We start from the raw sequence: 14401 nt of genomic DNA, 5'->3' as shown, positions 1-14401 counted from the left end.
TTAGGCAGCGTTCCTGCCGTAAAATTACGGGCGCGGCGCCCTCTCCCGATCCGCGCCTACGCCGCGCGGATCTTGCCGAGGAAGTCGCTGACCTCATGGCCGAGCTGGCGGCTCTGGCTCTCCAGCATCTCGGAGGCCTGCTTCACATTGTCGGCGGCTGCGGCGGCAGCGTCCGCATCGGCTTTGACGCCGGTGATGTTGTCCGAGACGTTCTTGGTGCCCTGCGCCGCGAATTGCGTGCTGCGGGTGATCTCCTGCGTCGCCGCACCCTGCTCCTGCACGGCGGCGGCAATGGCGGTCGCCACTTCGTTCACTTCGCCGATGATGCCGCCGATGGTCTGGATCGCGTTGATGGCGTCGCCCGCGACTTTCTGGATGTCGGCGATCTGCTCGGAGATCTCCTCGGTCGCCTTCGCGGTCTGGCTTGCCAGCGACTTCACCTCGGAGGCGACCACGGCAAAGCCGCGGCCGGCTTCGCCGGCGCGCGCCGCTTCGATGGTGGCGTTGAGCGCGAGCAGATTGGTCTGCGCCGCGATGGTGTTGATGAGACCGACGACCTCGCCGATGCGCCCCGCCGACTTCGCCAGGCCCTGCACGGTGCCGTCGGTTTCGCGCGCCTGCGTGACGGCGCGACCGGCGATGCCTGCGGCATGCGCGGCCTGCTGGCTGATGTCGTTGATCGAGGCCGAGAGCTCCTCGGCGGCGGCGGCGACGCTGTCGACGCTCATGGAGGCGTCGTTGGAGGCCTTGCCGGCGACCTGGACGCGATCGTTGGTCTGGCGCGACACGGCGGAGAGGTCGCCCGAGGTCTTGCGCATCTCGCCGGACGCCTCGCCCAATTCGCCCAGCGTCTTGCGCACCGCGCCCTCGAACTCGCCGACATAGGCTTCAACGGCGCGCTGGCGTGCGGAAGCGCCCGCATTGCGCTCGCGCTCCTGCTCTTCGATCTTGAGCTTGTCGGTGGCCTGCTGCTTGAAGGTCTCCAGCGCGCCGGCCAGTGCGCCGATCTCGTCCTGACGATCGAGATAGCCGCTGTCGACGGCAAGGTCGCCGCCGGCGACCTTCAGCATGGCGTCGCGGATGGTGTTGAGCGGATGGATCACGCGGCGGCTCACGAGCATGACCGCGCCGACGGCAAGGCCGATGGCGAGCCCCAGCAATCCAAGCTGCACGATCAGCGCGCGCTGCGCGGCGCCGCGCTGCTCCAGCGTATGGACCTTGGCGGCGTCAAGGGCGGCTTCCGCCACGGTGACAGCGCTGGAAAGGCGGCCGACCGTGAGCGGGCTCCACTGGTTGGCGGTCATCTCGGCCTTCTCGCCCTTGACCAAAGTGTCAGCGAGGCGGTCCCGCAGGGTCAGATATTGCGGCTCGAAATAGGCGGTCTTGGCCGCGGCCATGGCGGAGACGAGCGCGGGCGGCAACTGCATGCCCGAGGCTGACAATTCGAGCGCCTTCCACATCGCCGACGTGCCGCCGACATGCTGGGTGTAGTTGTTGCGGGCTTCCGGTGTGATCTTGCCGGCGGCAAGACCGGTCGAGACGACCAGGGAGGCTTCGCCCGCGGTGTTGCGGAGCAGCCAGGCGTTCTGCTTGATCGACAGCAGCTGGTCGATCACGGCGTCCTGATGATTGACGGTGGCGGCCAGGACGTTCGACAGCTTGTCGAGCGTTTCGAGCAGGCCGCCCGTCGTCTCCATATATTCCTTCGGCAGGCCGGCGCGGCGCTGATCCCTGGGCTTGGCCATATCCGCCCAGAACTGTTTCTGCTCTTCGGTCAGCAACTTGTGGAGGCGCGCAAGCTCCGGCACCAGCGTGCCCGATTGCGGGAAGTCCATGACCGGCAGCAGCTCCAGCGCGCGTGCCATTGCCGGCATCTCGGTGTCCCGGATCGCGCGCAGGTATTTCTCGATCTCGGCATCCATCGGTTCGGCCGAGTTGAGGAGCCGCGTCGTGGTCGATCGGTCGGTGCGCAGGCTGTGCATCGCCTTGAACAAATCGGCGGATGCGTCGGCGGTCTGCGAGATCCGGTTGGCGGTCTTGAGGCGATCCCAGGATTCGTAGGCGGTGAGCGAGAGCGCGAGCACCACGCAGGCCGACGTGATCGCGATCACCGCCTTCAGCAGCGTGGATACGGTCAGACGATTCAGCATCGAAGTCCCCCCAACTCCCATTGCAAAGCTCTTGAAAGCGCCCGGCAACATCGACAAGCCCGGCGCGGCAGAACGGCAATCGCACGCCGTTTGCGGCCCACGGCACCGGCGTCATTTCCGCATCTGAATGGAAAAGGGTAAAATTTTGGGCAGGCCGTCCGATCGTAGAAGTACGTATTTACTAGAAGTTGCAGTGGGTTGCCGCGATGGAACCAGCGCGGGAGACAGGCGTTAGAGCGGTGGTCGCAATTTGCCTGAAGGGGGTTTCGCGATGCTGGTGGGCGTACTCGTAACTTTTCTCGTTGTTATTCTCGTCCTTTATCTCATCAACATGCTGCCGATGGACGGCCGCGCCAAGCAGATCGCGCGCGTGGTCGTCATCATCATCGGCATCGTCTCGCTGCTGAAATATCTCGCGGTGTTCTAGCAAGGGATCAAAGCCCGGATGAGCGCAGCGATATCCGGGGTGCCGCAACAAAGGTCCCGGATGTCGCGGAGCCTGTCATCGGGCGGCGCTTCGCGCCGACCCGTTGGCTCATCCGGGCCACTCGCCAAACAAGAAGCCCCGGCCTTCGCCGGGGCTTCGTTTGCGCTGCTTCAGTGCAGCGATTTCAGCCAGTCGTCGACGTCCTGACGAACCTGGTCCTTGGCCTTGCCGTAGCGTTCCTGGAGCCGGCCCTCGAGCTGTTCGCGGCGTCCCTCGATCAATTGGAGGTCGTCGTCGGTGAGCTTGCCCCACTTCTCCTTGGCCGAACCCTTGAACTGCTTCCAGTTTCCTTCGATGCGATTCCAGTCCATGACCATCTCCCATGGGTTGATGGCCGTACAACGCGACCGCCGCGCGGCCGTTCCGCTGTGCGGCGCGACGTTTCGCCCGCTGCGCTCAACAAAAAAGCCCCGGCGTGAGCCGGGGCTTTCGGTGTTTCGAGCCGGCTGACTATCAGCCGTTCGCCTTGGCCTCGCGGCGGCGCGCGGTGAGGATGTATTCGGTGTAGCCGTTCGGCTGCTCGCGGCCTTTGAAGATGAGGTCGCAGGCGGCCTTGAAGGCGACGCCGTCGAAGGCGGGCGCCATCGGCTTGTAGATGGCATCGCCGGCGTTCTGCTTGTCGACAACGACCGCCATGCGCTTGAGCGATTCCATCACCTGCGCCTCGGTGATCACGCCCTGGTGCAGCCAGTTGGCGAGATGCTGGCTGGAGATCCGCAAGGTGGCGCGGTCTTCCATCAGGCCGACGTCGTGGATGTCGGGCACCTTGGAGCAGCCGACGCCCTGGTCGATCCAGCGCACGACATAGCCGAGGATGCCCTGGCAGTTGTTGTCGATCTCCTGCTTGACGTCATCGGGCGCCCAGTTCGACTTCGACACCGGAATGGTGAGGATGTCCGAAAGCTTTGCGCGCGGTCCGCCTTTGGTGAGCTCTTCCTGGCGAGCGATCACGTTGACCTGGTGGTAGTGCAGCGCGTGCAGCGTCGCCGCAGTCGGCGAGGGCACCCAGGCGGTGGTGGCGCCGGCCTGCGGATGGCCAAGCTTCTGCGCCAGCATGTCCGCCATCTTGTCGGGGGCGGCCCACATGCCCTTGCCGATCTGGGCGTGCCCGGGCAGGCCACAGGTCAGGCCCATGTCGACGTTCCAGTCCTCATAGGCCTTGATCCAGGCCTGCGCCTTCATCTCGTTCTTGCGGATCATTGGGCCGGCTTCCATCGAGGTGTGGATCTCGTCGCCGGTGCGGTCGAGGAAGCCGGTGTTGATGAACATGATGCGCTTGGAGGCGCGCTGGATGCAGGCCTTGAGGTTGACGGTGGTGCGCCGCTCCTCGTCCATGATGCCGACCTTGAGCGTGTTCTCCGGCAGCGACAGCATCTTCTCGACGCGGTCGAAGATCTCGCAGGTGAGCGACACCTCGTCCGGGCCGTGCATCTTCGGCTTGACGATATAGGCAGATCCCGTGCGGCTGTTCTTGACCTTCGAATTGCCCTTGAGGTCGTGGATCGCGAGCAGGCCGGAGACGGCGGCGTCCAGAAGGCCTTCCGGAATCTCCTCGCCCTTCTCGTCCAGCACCGCGTCGGTGAACATGTGGTGACCGCAATTGCGCATCAAGAGCAGGCTGCGGCCGTGCAGCTTGACCTCGCCCTTGCCGTCCGGGGTCTTGTAGCTGCGGTCGGCGTTGAGCGAGCGCGTCAGCGTCTTGCCGCCCTTCTCGAAATCGGCCGACAGCGTGCCGTTCATCAGGCCGAGCGTGTTGCGGTAGACCAGCACCTTGTCCTCGGCATCGACGGCTGCGACCGAGTCCTCCATGTCGAGGATGGTGGAAACCGCGGATTCCATGATCATGTCGGCGACGCCGGCCGGATCGTCCTTGCCGATCGCGCTGCTGCGGTCGATCTTCACCTCGACATGCAGGCCATTGTTGGCGAGCAGCACGGCCGAAGGCGCGGCCGCATCGCCCTGGAAGCCGGCGAACTGCGCCGCGTTCTTCAGCGCGGTGGCATTGCCGCTCTTCAGCTTCACTGCGAGCTGGCCCGCGACGACACTGTAGGCGGTGACGTCGGTGTGGCTGCCGGTGGCAAGCGGCACAGCGGCATCGAGGAACGCCTTGGCCTTGGCGATCACCTTGTCGCCGCGCGCCTTGTTGTAGCCCTTGCCGCCCTCGGACGGATCATGCGGGATCGCATCGGTGCCGTAGAAGGCGTCATAGAGCGAACCCCAGCGCGCATTCGCCGCGTTCAGCGCATAGCGCGCGTTGGTGAGGGGCACGACGAGCTGCGGGCCGCAGATCTTGCCGATCTCCTCGTCGACATTGGCGGTCTCGACCTTCTGGGTCGCCGGCTCCGGAACGAGATAGCCGATCTCCTTGAGGAAGGCGGTATAGGCGTTGAGGTCGAACGCCTTGCCTTTGCTGGCGCGGTGCCAGTCGTCGATCTTGGCCTGCAACGTGTCGCGCACCGCCAGCAATGCGCGGTTCTTCGGCCCCAGATCCTTGATGATGGCGGCAAGCCCGGCCCAGAACGCATCCGGCGCGATCCCCGTTTTCGGGGCCGCTTCCTTGGCGATGAAATCAAACAGGACGGGAGCGATCTTCAATCCGTGGGCGTCGACGCGTTTCATGATGGGCTTTCTTGTTGGAAATGGCTGTTTTTGGCTGCTTTTGACCCGACAGCAGCAAAATGCGCCCACGAGGGAGCGGCTTTCGGGGCCTATTAGCCCCAAAATCGGGGCGGTGAGAAGACCCCCAGGGGTTTGTCAAAATGTCAAGAGCAGGTGTGGCGGGCAGCTGGCTTTACAAATTTGATCCCAACTTCGCGCCACGGACACAACTGCGCTCCCTCCCCCTTGTGGGGGAGGGCGGGGGAGAGGGGTGGCTCAGGAAAAGGTGTGTGTCGGGATTCGACGGGAGCGGAGTGCTCTGATTGATTGAGAGAGTCCCCGTGTGGACCCCTCTCCCTAGCCCTCCCCCGCAAGGGGGGAGGGAACGCAGCTGCGCAAGCGGATGGAGCCTGCCTCAAATATTCGCGGCGAGGTCCACGGTTTCGTCGAACAGCACGCCCGTCGTCTTCAGCATCTGCTCGATCTCATCGGCTGCCTCGGCGACGGTCCGCGTCGAGGTGTCGATCACGAGCTCGGCCGCCTGCGGCGCTTCGTAGTCGTTACCGATGCCGGTGAACGACGCCAGCGCGCCGGCGCGGGCCTTCTTGTAGTGCCCCTTGGGGTCGCGATCCTCGCAGACCTCTGCCGGCGTCGCGACATGGATCTCGCGGAACGCGGTGTCGGCGATGCGGCGCGCCGTGGCGCGGTCCTCGCGCGCGGGCGAGACCGCGGCGACGATGGCGATATGGCCGTTACGTGCGAGATGCGTTGCGACTTCGGCAAGGCGGCGGATGTTCTCGCTGCGGTCAGCCGTGGAGAAGCCGAGATCGCTGTTGAGCCCGGCGCGCAGCGTGTCGCCGTCGAGCAGGATCGGCGAGCCGCCATTGGTGAACAGCCGCCGTTCCAGCGCCTTGGCGAGCGTCGACTTGCCCGAGGCCGGCAGGCCGGTGAGCCAGACCACCGCGCCGTTGTGCTGATAGCGCGCGGAGCGCTCGTCGGGACGAAGTGCGGATTCCACCGGCACGATGTCCACCGGCAAGGCGCGCTGGCCGGCATCGACCGACAGCACCAGACCTCCGCCGGCGATGCGCCCGGAGACTTCGATCACGAGACGGCCGGTGCGCGGATTCTCGGTGTAGGGATCGGTGGCAATCGGATTCGACAGCGAGATGTCGATCTCGCCGACATGGTTGCGGCCGATCGCCTTGTTCTCGCTGCTCGAGAGCTCGCCCGGATCGACCGCCTTCTCGATCGCGACGACCGTGGCGCGGCTTTCCTTCGGCCCGCAGCGGACCAGGAGCTGGTCGCCCTTGGCGAGCGGCTTGTCGTGCAGCCAGAAGATCCGCGCGCGCAGCCGCCGCGTCTCGCGCGGGGCGGCGCTCGCGTGCGCGATGATATCGCCGCGCTCGACGAATAGTTCGCGGTCGAGCGTAATGCCGACCGAGCGGCCCGCGCCCTGCCGTCCCGCAACCGGCGTCACCGGCCAGCTCTCGACGGTCTTGATCTTCGCGATCTTGCCAGCCGGCATGATCACGATCTCGTCGCCGGCAATGAGGCTGCCGGATTCGATGCGGCCCGCGACGATGCGGCGGTCGTCGAACTTGTAGATCGCCTGCACCGGCAGGCGCAGCGCCAGCGCTTCGAGCGGCCGCGCCGGCTCCAGCCGGTCCAGCGCCTCGACCACGGTCGGGCCCTTGTACCAGCCGATCCGGTCGGTGCGCTCGGCGACGCCGTCGCCGTCGCGCGCGGAGATCGGGATCACCGCCGTGGGCTTCACGCCGAGGCCGTTCAGATGCGCCGAAATCTCGTCGCTGATCTCCTTGAAGCGGTCGGCGGAGAAATCGACGCGGTCCATCTTGTTGACGACAACAGCGACCTGCTTCACGCCGAGCAGATGCAGGAGATAGCCGTGCCGCCGTGTCTGGTCGCGCACGCCTTCGAGCGCGTCGATGATCAGCACCGCGCCGTCGGCCTGCGAGGCGCCGGTGATCATGTTGCGCAGGAATTCGGCGTGGCCGGGCGCGTCGATCAGAACGATGTCGCGCGAATTGGTGCGGAAGCGGATCTGCGTGGTGTCGATGGTGATGCCCTGGTCCCGCTCGGTCTGCAGCGCATCCAGCAGGAACGACCATTCGAACGGCATGCCGCGTCGCGCGCTGACGGCTTTCAGCATGTCGAGCTTGCCGTCGGGCAGGCTGCCGGTCTCGTGCAAGAGGCGGCCGACCAGCGTCGATTTGCCGTGATCGACATGGCCGACGATGACGATGCGGACCTGCGGACGGGTGGTGCCGTTCGGGGTGGCCGGCGAAGCGGGGGTGACGATCATGTTCATATCGCGCTCGCGTTCTTGATCAGAGATAGCCGGCGACGCGCAGGCGCTCGAAGGCGTCCTCGGTCTCGTGGTCGAGCGCGCGGCCGGCGCGCTCCGGCACCTTGGTCTGCTCGAGCTCGATCAGGATCTCGTCGATGTTGGACGCGGTCGACGCGACCGGATTGGTGATGTCCTGATCTCCCAGCGAGCGATAGCGCTTGCCGTCCCTGGCGAGATATAGCGGGATGATCGGGATGTTCTCGCGCTTGGTGTAGGCCCAGATGTCGGCCTCGGTCCAATGCAGGATCGGATGGATGCGCAGATGCGCGCCCTGCGGCGGCGAGGCGTTGAAATGGTCCCAGAACTCCGGCGGCTGGTCGCGCACGTCCCAATTGCCTTCGAGCCCGCGCGGCGAGAACACACGCTCCTTGGCGCGCGTTGCCTCCTCGTCGCGGCGGATGCCGGCGATCAGGCCGTCAAAGCCGAATTTGCCGAGCGCCATCTTGAGGCCTTCGGTCTTGCGCGCAGCGGAGCGCGCGGCCGGCGGCAGCGTCGGATCGACGGCATCGATGGGCGGGCAGGGCTCGACGCGCAGATCGAGATCCCATTCTTTGCCGTAGTGATCCCGAAAGCGGTACATCTCCGGAAACTTCTTGCCGGTGTCGACATGCAAAGCCGGGAACGGCACGCGGCCGAAGAACGCCTTCCGCGCCAGCCAGATCATGACGTTGGAGTCCTTCCCGAGCGACCACAGCAGCGCGATCTTCTTCAGCCGGGCGAAGGCCTCGCGGAAGATGTAGATGCTCTGCGCCTCGAGCTGGTCGAGATGGTCCATGCTGGGGGCAAGGTCAGCAGAAAATTCTTGCGTGCGTGCGCGCTCAGCCGAGGCCGGGCTGCTCAGTCCGCTCGCTGCGGAATCGTCCTTGAGAAGATGCATCTCTGCCACTTTGCGTTTGGAGGCGAAAATTCTATAGTTGCGGTGCGGAAGAGAAGAAAAAATTTTCTCTTTGCGCGCTCGAAACGACACATATATAGAAAATAATTCCAGTCAACCCCGGATGTGGGGGAAGCGAGTATCGCATGCGGTTCTTGCCGGTATTTCTCGATCTCAAGGCCGGTCCGGTGGTCCTCATCGGCGCGGGCGAGCTTTTGCGTGCCAAGCTGCGCGTGCTCGCTGCGGCCGGTGCGCGCATTCGCGTGCATGCGATCGACGGCAATCATGATCTGGGTCTCAACTCGGAGGACGCGGTGCGGATCGAGATCGCTGCCGGCGATCCACTGACCGCCGATCTCGCCGGCGTCATCGCCATCGTCTGCGCTGGTGCGGGTGATGTCGGCGTGGCGATGTCGGTTCGCGCCAAGGCTCTCGGTCTGCCCGTCAACGTCATGGACGATCTCGAACATTCCAGCTTCATCTTCCCGGCGATCGTCGATCGCGGCGATGTCGTGGTCGCAGTCGGCACCGGCGGCACTTCGCCCGTCGTGGCACGGCGCGTGCGCGAGAAGATCGAGGCGCTGCTGCCGGCCCGTATCGGCGAGCTCGCCGAGTTCATCGGCGGCTTTCGCAAGTCCATCAACGAGCGCATCACCGAGTTTCCGCTGCGCCGCCGGTTCTGGGAGCGCGTCATCGACGGCCCGATCGGCGCTGCCGTGCTCGGCGGCCGCAGGAGCGAGGCGGATGCCGCGCTCAAGGCGATTGCCGATCCCTCCGAATTCGCGCGTGCCGACGAGCCGGAAGGCTCGGTCGCGCTGGTCGGCGCCGGTCCCGGCGATCCCGATCTTCTCACCATCAAGGCGCTGCGCGCATTGCAGGACGCCGACATCGTCTTCCATGACGAGCTGGTCTCGGGCGAAATTCTCGACCGCATCCGCCGTGACACCACGCGCGTTGCCGTCGGCCGCCGCGTCGGCAAGCCCGGCATCGGCCAGGACGCCATCAACAAGCGCATGATCGAGGCCGCGCAATCCGGTCAGCGCGTGGTGCGGCTGAAGGGCGGCGATCCCTTCGTGTTCGGCCGTGGTGGCGAAGAGGTCGAAGCCCTGCGCGCGGCAGGCGTCGCCTATTCGATCATCCCCGGCATCACCGCGGGGCTCGGCGGCGCCGCCGATTTCGAGGTGCCGCTCACCTACCGTCACGAAGCGACCCGCATCACCTTCCTCACCGCGCACAAGGCGCGCGACGCGGAAGTCGTGGACTGGGCCACGCTGACCGACACCAAAATGACCGTTGTGGTCTACATGGGCATGACCGCGGCGCCGGCCGTGCGCGCCGGCCTGTTCGCCGCTGGCCGTTCGCCGGAGACGCCGGTCGGGGTGTTCGCGCGTGTGACGCGTCCCGACGCGCAGAGCGCGATCGGCACGCTGCGCGACCTTCCCGAGCTGGTGCGGCGGGTCAGCGGCGGTCCCGCCATTCTCATCATCGGCGAGGTGGTCCGGCATGCCGGTTCCCTTCGCCGCGAAACCCCAAAGCAAATCATCTCTGACCTATTGGATGCAGCCGAATGACCTCCCCGCTTGAACAGAAGAAGATCAAGATCGCCGGCCCCTCGATCGTGACCGCCAATCGTACCTGGGACGGCATCGTGGTTTATCGCACCGCCGCCAGGAGCTGGTCCGCGGACCTGTCGGAAGCTGCGATCGTGCGCAACTCCGACGAGGCCAAGGCGTTGCTTGCGGAGTCCGTCGCCGATGACGTCGGCGCGATCGGTCCCTATATCGCCCCGGTGCAGGTCGGCGCGGACGGCAAGATCGAACCCGGCAATCTGCGCGAACAGATCCGCCGCACCGGTGTGACCATCGGACAGTCGGCCCAGGTTTAAGGCGCTTTCTTATGTATGCTTACGACGAAATCGACCGCACGCTCGTCAATGAGCGCGTCTCGGAGTTCCGCGACCAGGTGAAGCGGCGCCTCTCCGGCGAGCTCACCGAGGACGAGTTCAAGATCTTGCGCCTGCAGAACGGCGTCTATCTGCAACTGCACGCCTACATGTTCCGCGTTGCGATCCCCTATGGCACGCTGGCGACGAACCAGCTGCGGGCGCTCGCCCATGTCGCGCGCAAATACGACCGCGGCTACGGCCATTTCACCACGCGGCAGAACATCCAGTTCAACTGGATCAAGCTCGCCGAATTGCCGGACGCGCTGGAAGATCTCGCCAAGGTCGGCATCCATGCGATGCAGACCTCCGGCAACAACATGCGCAACGTCACCTCGGACCAGTGGGCCGGCGTCGCGCCGGGCGAGATCGAGGATCCCCGCATCTGGTCGGAGCTGATCCGCCAGCACACCACGCTGCATCCGGAGTTCTCGTTCCTGCCGCGCAAGTTCAAGATCGCGATCACGGCGTCGGACCACGACCGTGCCGCGATCAAGATCCACGACATCGGCCTTCGCCTGATCAAGAACGAAAAGGGCGAGACCGGCTTCGAGGTGCTGGTCGGCGGCGGTCTTGGCCGCACGCCGTTCATCGCCAAGACCATCAAGCACTTCGTGCACGGCCGCGATATCCTCAGCTATATCGAGGCGATCCTGCGCGTCTACAATCAGTACGGTCGCCGCGACAACATCTACAAGGCGCGCATCAAGATCCTGGTGCACGAGCTCGGCATCGAGAAGTTCTCCCGCGAAGTCGAGGAGGAGTGGCAGCACATCCGCAACTCCTCGCTCCAGATCGACGACGAGGTGATCGAGGACATCCGCTCGCGCTTCACCTATCCGGCCTACGAAAAGCTCCCGCACATGCCGGACGAGTTGCGGCAGGCGGCGGCCGATCCCGATTTCGAAGCGTGGCGCAAGAACTCGGTGGCCCCGCACAAGAACCAGGGCTACTCCATCGTCACGATCTCGCTGAAGCCGATTGGCGCGCCTCCGGGCGATGCCACGGCGGAGCAGATGGATGCGCTGGCCGATCTCGCCGACAAATATTCCTTCGGTGAGATCCGCGTTGGTCACGAACAGAACCTGGCACTGCCGCATGTCGCCAAGCGCGATCTGCCGGCGCTGTGGAAGGCACTCGACAAGCTTGGCCTCGCGACGCCGAACGTCAATCTGATCACCGACATCATCGCCTGCCCGGGTCTCGACTATTGCTCGCTGGCGAATGCGCGCTCGATCCCGATCGCGCAGGAACTGACGCGGCGCTTCGCCAACCACGAGCTCGCCAACCTGATCGGCCGGCTCCACATCAACATCTCAGGCTGCATCAACGCCTGCGGTCATCACCATGTCGGCCATATCGGCATTCTCGGCGTCGAGAAGAACGGCGAGGAAGTTTACCAGATCACCATCGGCGGCCGTGCAGACGAAAACGCCGCGCTCGGGAACCTGATCGGGCCGGGCGTCAAGTTCGACGAGGTCGCCGACGTCGTCGAGGACATCGTGGAAGCCTATCTGGCGCTGCGCGAGCGGCCCGACGAGCTGTTCATGGACACAGTGAAACGCCTCGGCGTCGAACCCTTCAAGGAGCGCGTTTATGCCACTCGTTAACGGCGGAAAGATCGCCGACGACAGCTTCGTCAAGCTGGCCGTCGACACGCCGCTGCCCGAGGGCGGCGACATCCTGGTGCCGGCCGAGCGCTTCATCGGCGAGGCCGATGCGCTGCTCGAGCGTGCCGGCAAGGTCGGCGTGATCTGGCCGAACAACCGCGACATCGCCGAACTGGTCCCCTATCTCGGCAAGATCGCCGTCGTTGCGCTGGTGTTCCCGACCTTCCGCGACGGCCGTGCCTACAGTCAGGCCCGGCTGCTGCGCGAGCGATACAATTACCGCGGCGAATTGCGCGCCACCGGCCAGGTGCTGCGCGACCAGTTCGTGTTCATGCTGCGCGCCGGCTTCGATTCCTTCGACGTCAAGAAGCAGGCCGACGCGGAAGCCTTCATGCAGACCGCCAAGCGCTATTCGGTGTTCTACCAGCCGACCGGTGACGGCCGCATCACGGCCTTGCACCGGCGCATGCAGCTGCGCCATTCCGAAGGCGTCGGCACGTGAACGCGATCGCGCCTCAGGTTTCGCCGACGTCCGCCTCTGCGCTGCCGTCGGCGGACGAACTCGATCGCGCGCTGCGCGATGCCTCGCCCGCGGAGATCGTCGCCGCGGCGCTGAAGACGGTCGGGCGCGAAAAGCTGGCGCTGGTGTCGTCGTTCGGCACGGAATCGGCGACGCTGCTGAAGGTCATGGCGGACGTCGACCCCGCGATCCCCGTGATGTTCCTCGATACCGGCTGGCTGTTCGAGGAGACGCTGGCCTATCGCGACACGCTGATCGCGACGCTTGGCCTGAAGGACGTCCGCTCGATCAAACCGGCGGAGGAGACGCTGGCGCGCGAAGACGCCGACCGCGATCTCTGGTTCTCTGATCCCGATGCCTGCTGCCGCATTCGTAAAGTCGAGCCGCTGGCGCGGGCACTGAAGCCGTTCTCGGCCTGGCTCAACGGCCGCAAGCGCTTCCAGGGCAATGCGCGCGCCGACATTCCAGTGGTCGAAGACGATGGCGCGCGGTTGAAGTTCAACCCCTTCGCCAACGTCTCGCGCGAGGAACTCGAGGGCATCTTCGTCCGCGCCAAATTGCCGCGTCATCCACTGGCCGCCTCCGGTTTCCTGTCGGTTGGGTGTATGCCTTGCACGAGCAGAACGGCCGAGGGTGAGGATGAACGTGCCGGTCGCTGGCGCGGCCGGGCCAAGACAGAATGCGGCATCCACACGATGAAGACTTCGTAGCACAGTCACGCTGCCACGCTGCGAACAAGAAAATCCGGTTTCGTTGACTTAAGCGCGTTTCGCCGCGAGTTTCGCCTGCCTTCGCTGACACTGACGTCGTCGAAGTGAATGGAGATGGACATGATCCGCCGTATCGTTCCGCTCGCTGCAGGACTTCTCGCGACGGGTTTCTTGGCAAGCGCGGCTCTCGCTGCTGACATCAATCTGCTCAACGTGTCGTATGATCCGACGCGCGAGCTCTATGCCGAATTCAACAAGGCGTTCGCGAATGCCTACCAGAAGGAAACCGGCAAGAGCGTCGAGATCAAGCAGTCGCATGGCGGCAGCGGTTCGCAGGCGCGGGCGGTGATCGACGGATTGCAGGCCGATGTGGTGACGCTCGCGCTCGCCTACGACGTCGACGCGATCGCCGGCAAGGGCCTCACGGCGACGGACTGGCAGAAGCGGTTACCGCAGAATGCGTCGCCCTACACGTCAACCATCGTGTTCCTGGTGCGCAAGGGCAACCCCAAGGCGATCAAGGACTGGGACGATCTGATCAAGCCGGGCGTTGCCGTGATCACGCCGAACCCGAAGACATCGGGCGGCGCGCGCTGGAATTATCTGGCGGCCTGGGGCTTTGCGCAGAAGAAATACGGCGCCGCCGACAAGGCCAAGGACTTCATCGGAAAGCTCTACCAGCAGGTGCCGGTGCTCGATACCGGCGCGCGCGGCGCCACCGTGACCTTCGTCGAGCGCGGCGTCGGCGACGTGCTGCTCGCCTGGGAGAACGAGGCGTTTCTCGCCCTGAAGGAATTCGGCCGGGAGAAATTCGAGATCGTGGCGCCGCCGCAATCCATCCTCGCCGAGCCGCCGGTCGCGATCGTCGACAAGGTTGCCGACAAGAAGGGCACCCGCAACGCCGCCGATGCCTACCTCCAGTATTGGTACACCAAGGAGGGGCAGGAGATCGCCGCGCGCAACTTCTACCGCCCGCGCGATGCCGAGATTGCCAAAAAATACGAAAACGCCTTCGCAAAGGTCGAACTATTCACGATCGACGACGTTTTCGGTGGTTGGACCAAGGCGCAGAAGGAACATTTCGCCGACGGCGGCATCTTTGACCAGATCTATAAGAATTGATCTGGCGCTGTCTTAAT

Annotated in this window: 12 protein-coding genes; 7 read left to right on the top strand and 5 right to left on the bottom strand. The window is 65.0% G+C overall.

Annotated elements, in window-relative coordinates:
• Positions 1-56 precede the first annotated feature (56 nt).
• Complete coding sequence (locus tag XI03_RS25595) at positions 57-2150, bottom strand: methyl-accepting chemotaxis protein (RefSeq protein ID WP_038971357.1); 2094 nt, start codon at positions 2148-2150, stop codon at positions 57-59.
• 271 nt (positions 2151-2421) lie between these two features.
• Between XI03_RS25595 and XI03_RS25590 the strand changes: the two genes are divergently transcribed.
• The gene (locus XI03_RS25590; protein ID WP_007599832.1) at positions 2422-2577 is read left to right on the top strand and encodes a Thivi_2564 family membrane protein; all 156 of its coding nucleotides are present in this window, start codon (positions 2422-2424) and stop codon (positions 2575-2577) included.
• Between the two features lie 170 nt (positions 2578-2747).
• Here XI03_RS25590 and XI03_RS25585 read toward each other — a convergent pair whose 3' ends face one another.
• The 4 genes from XI03_RS25585 to cysD form a co-directional block, all read right to left on the bottom strand.
• Positions 2748-2948, bottom strand: coding sequence for a CsbD family protein (locus XI03_RS25585; protein WP_008546815.1), 201 nt, complete (start codon positions 2946-2948; stop codon positions 2748-2750).
• Between the two features lie 142 nt (positions 2949-3090).
• Positions 3091-5256, bottom strand: a complete 2166-nt coding sequence (locus tag XI03_RS25580; protein WP_028142071.1) for a malate synthase G — start codon at positions 5254-5256, stop codon at positions 3091-3093.
• 394 nt (positions 5257-5650) lie between these two features.
• Positions 5651-7567, bottom strand: a complete 1917-nt coding sequence (gene cysC / locus XI03_RS25575; RefSeq protein WP_028142070.1) for an adenylyl-sulfate kinase — start codon at positions 7565-7567, stop codon at positions 5651-5653.
• Between the two features lie 19 nt (positions 7568-7586).
• Positions 7587-8381, bottom strand: coding sequence for a sulfate adenylyltransferase subunit CysD (gene cysD / locus XI03_RS25570; RefSeq protein ID WP_038950054.1), 795 nt, complete (start codon positions 8379-8381; stop codon positions 7587-7589).
• 245 nt (positions 8382-8626) lie between these two features.
• On the opposite strand from cysD, the gene cysG reads away from it, so the two are divergent.
• The 6 genes from cysG to XI03_RS25540 all read left to right on the top strand — a co-directional run bounded on the left by cysG (position 8627) and on the right by XI03_RS25540 (position 14384).
• Positions 8627-10051 (top strand): siroheme synthase CysG, encoded by a 1425-nt coding sequence (gene cysG, locus XI03_RS25565; protein WP_271593644.1) that lies wholly within the window; start codon positions 8627-8629, stop codon positions 10049-10051.
• Entirely contained in the window at positions 10048-10365 is a 318-nt protein-coding gene (locus tag XI03_RS25560; RefSeq protein ID WP_271593643.1) for a DUF2849 domain-containing protein, read from the top strand. Before cysG ends, XI03_RS25560 begins: the two co-directional genes overlap by 4 nt.
• A gap of 11 nt (positions 10366-10376) precedes the next feature.
• Positions 10377-12032, top strand: coding sequence for a nitrite/sulfite reductase (locus XI03_RS25555; protein WP_271593642.1), 1656 nt, complete (start codon positions 10377-10379; stop codon positions 12030-12032).
• Positions 12019-12534: a DUF934 domain-containing protein gene (locus tag XI03_RS25550; protein WP_095424685.1), complete on the top strand. Its 516-nt coding sequence runs from the start codon at positions 12019-12021 to the stop codon at positions 12532-12534. Before XI03_RS25555 ends, XI03_RS25550 begins: the two co-directional genes overlap by 14 nt.
• Positions 12531-13262, top strand: coding sequence for a phosphoadenylyl-sulfate reductase (locus XI03_RS25545; protein ID WP_271593641.1), 732 nt, complete (start codon positions 12531-12533; stop codon positions 13260-13262). The genes XI03_RS25550 and XI03_RS25545 overlap by 4 nt, the downstream gene beginning before the upstream one ends.
• A gap of 108 nt (positions 13263-13370) precedes the next feature.
• On the top strand, positions 13371-14384 hold the full coding sequence (locus tag XI03_RS25540; RefSeq protein ID WP_085968055.1) for a sulfate ABC transporter substrate-binding protein: 1014 nt from the start codon (positions 13371-13373) through the stop codon (positions 14382-14384).
• Positions 14385-14401 lie beyond the last annotated feature (17 nt).

Source organism: Bradyrhizobium sp. CCBAU 65884, assembly GCF_028128835.1.
In the GTDB taxonomy this organism is placed as follows: domain Bacteria; phylum Pseudomonadota; class Alphaproteobacteria; order Rhizobiales; family Xanthobacteraceae; genus Bradyrhizobium; species Bradyrhizobium ottawaense.
The sequence above is the reverse complement of the archived record's forward strand: the minus strand, read 5'-3'. Positions and strand labels throughout refer to the sequence as shown.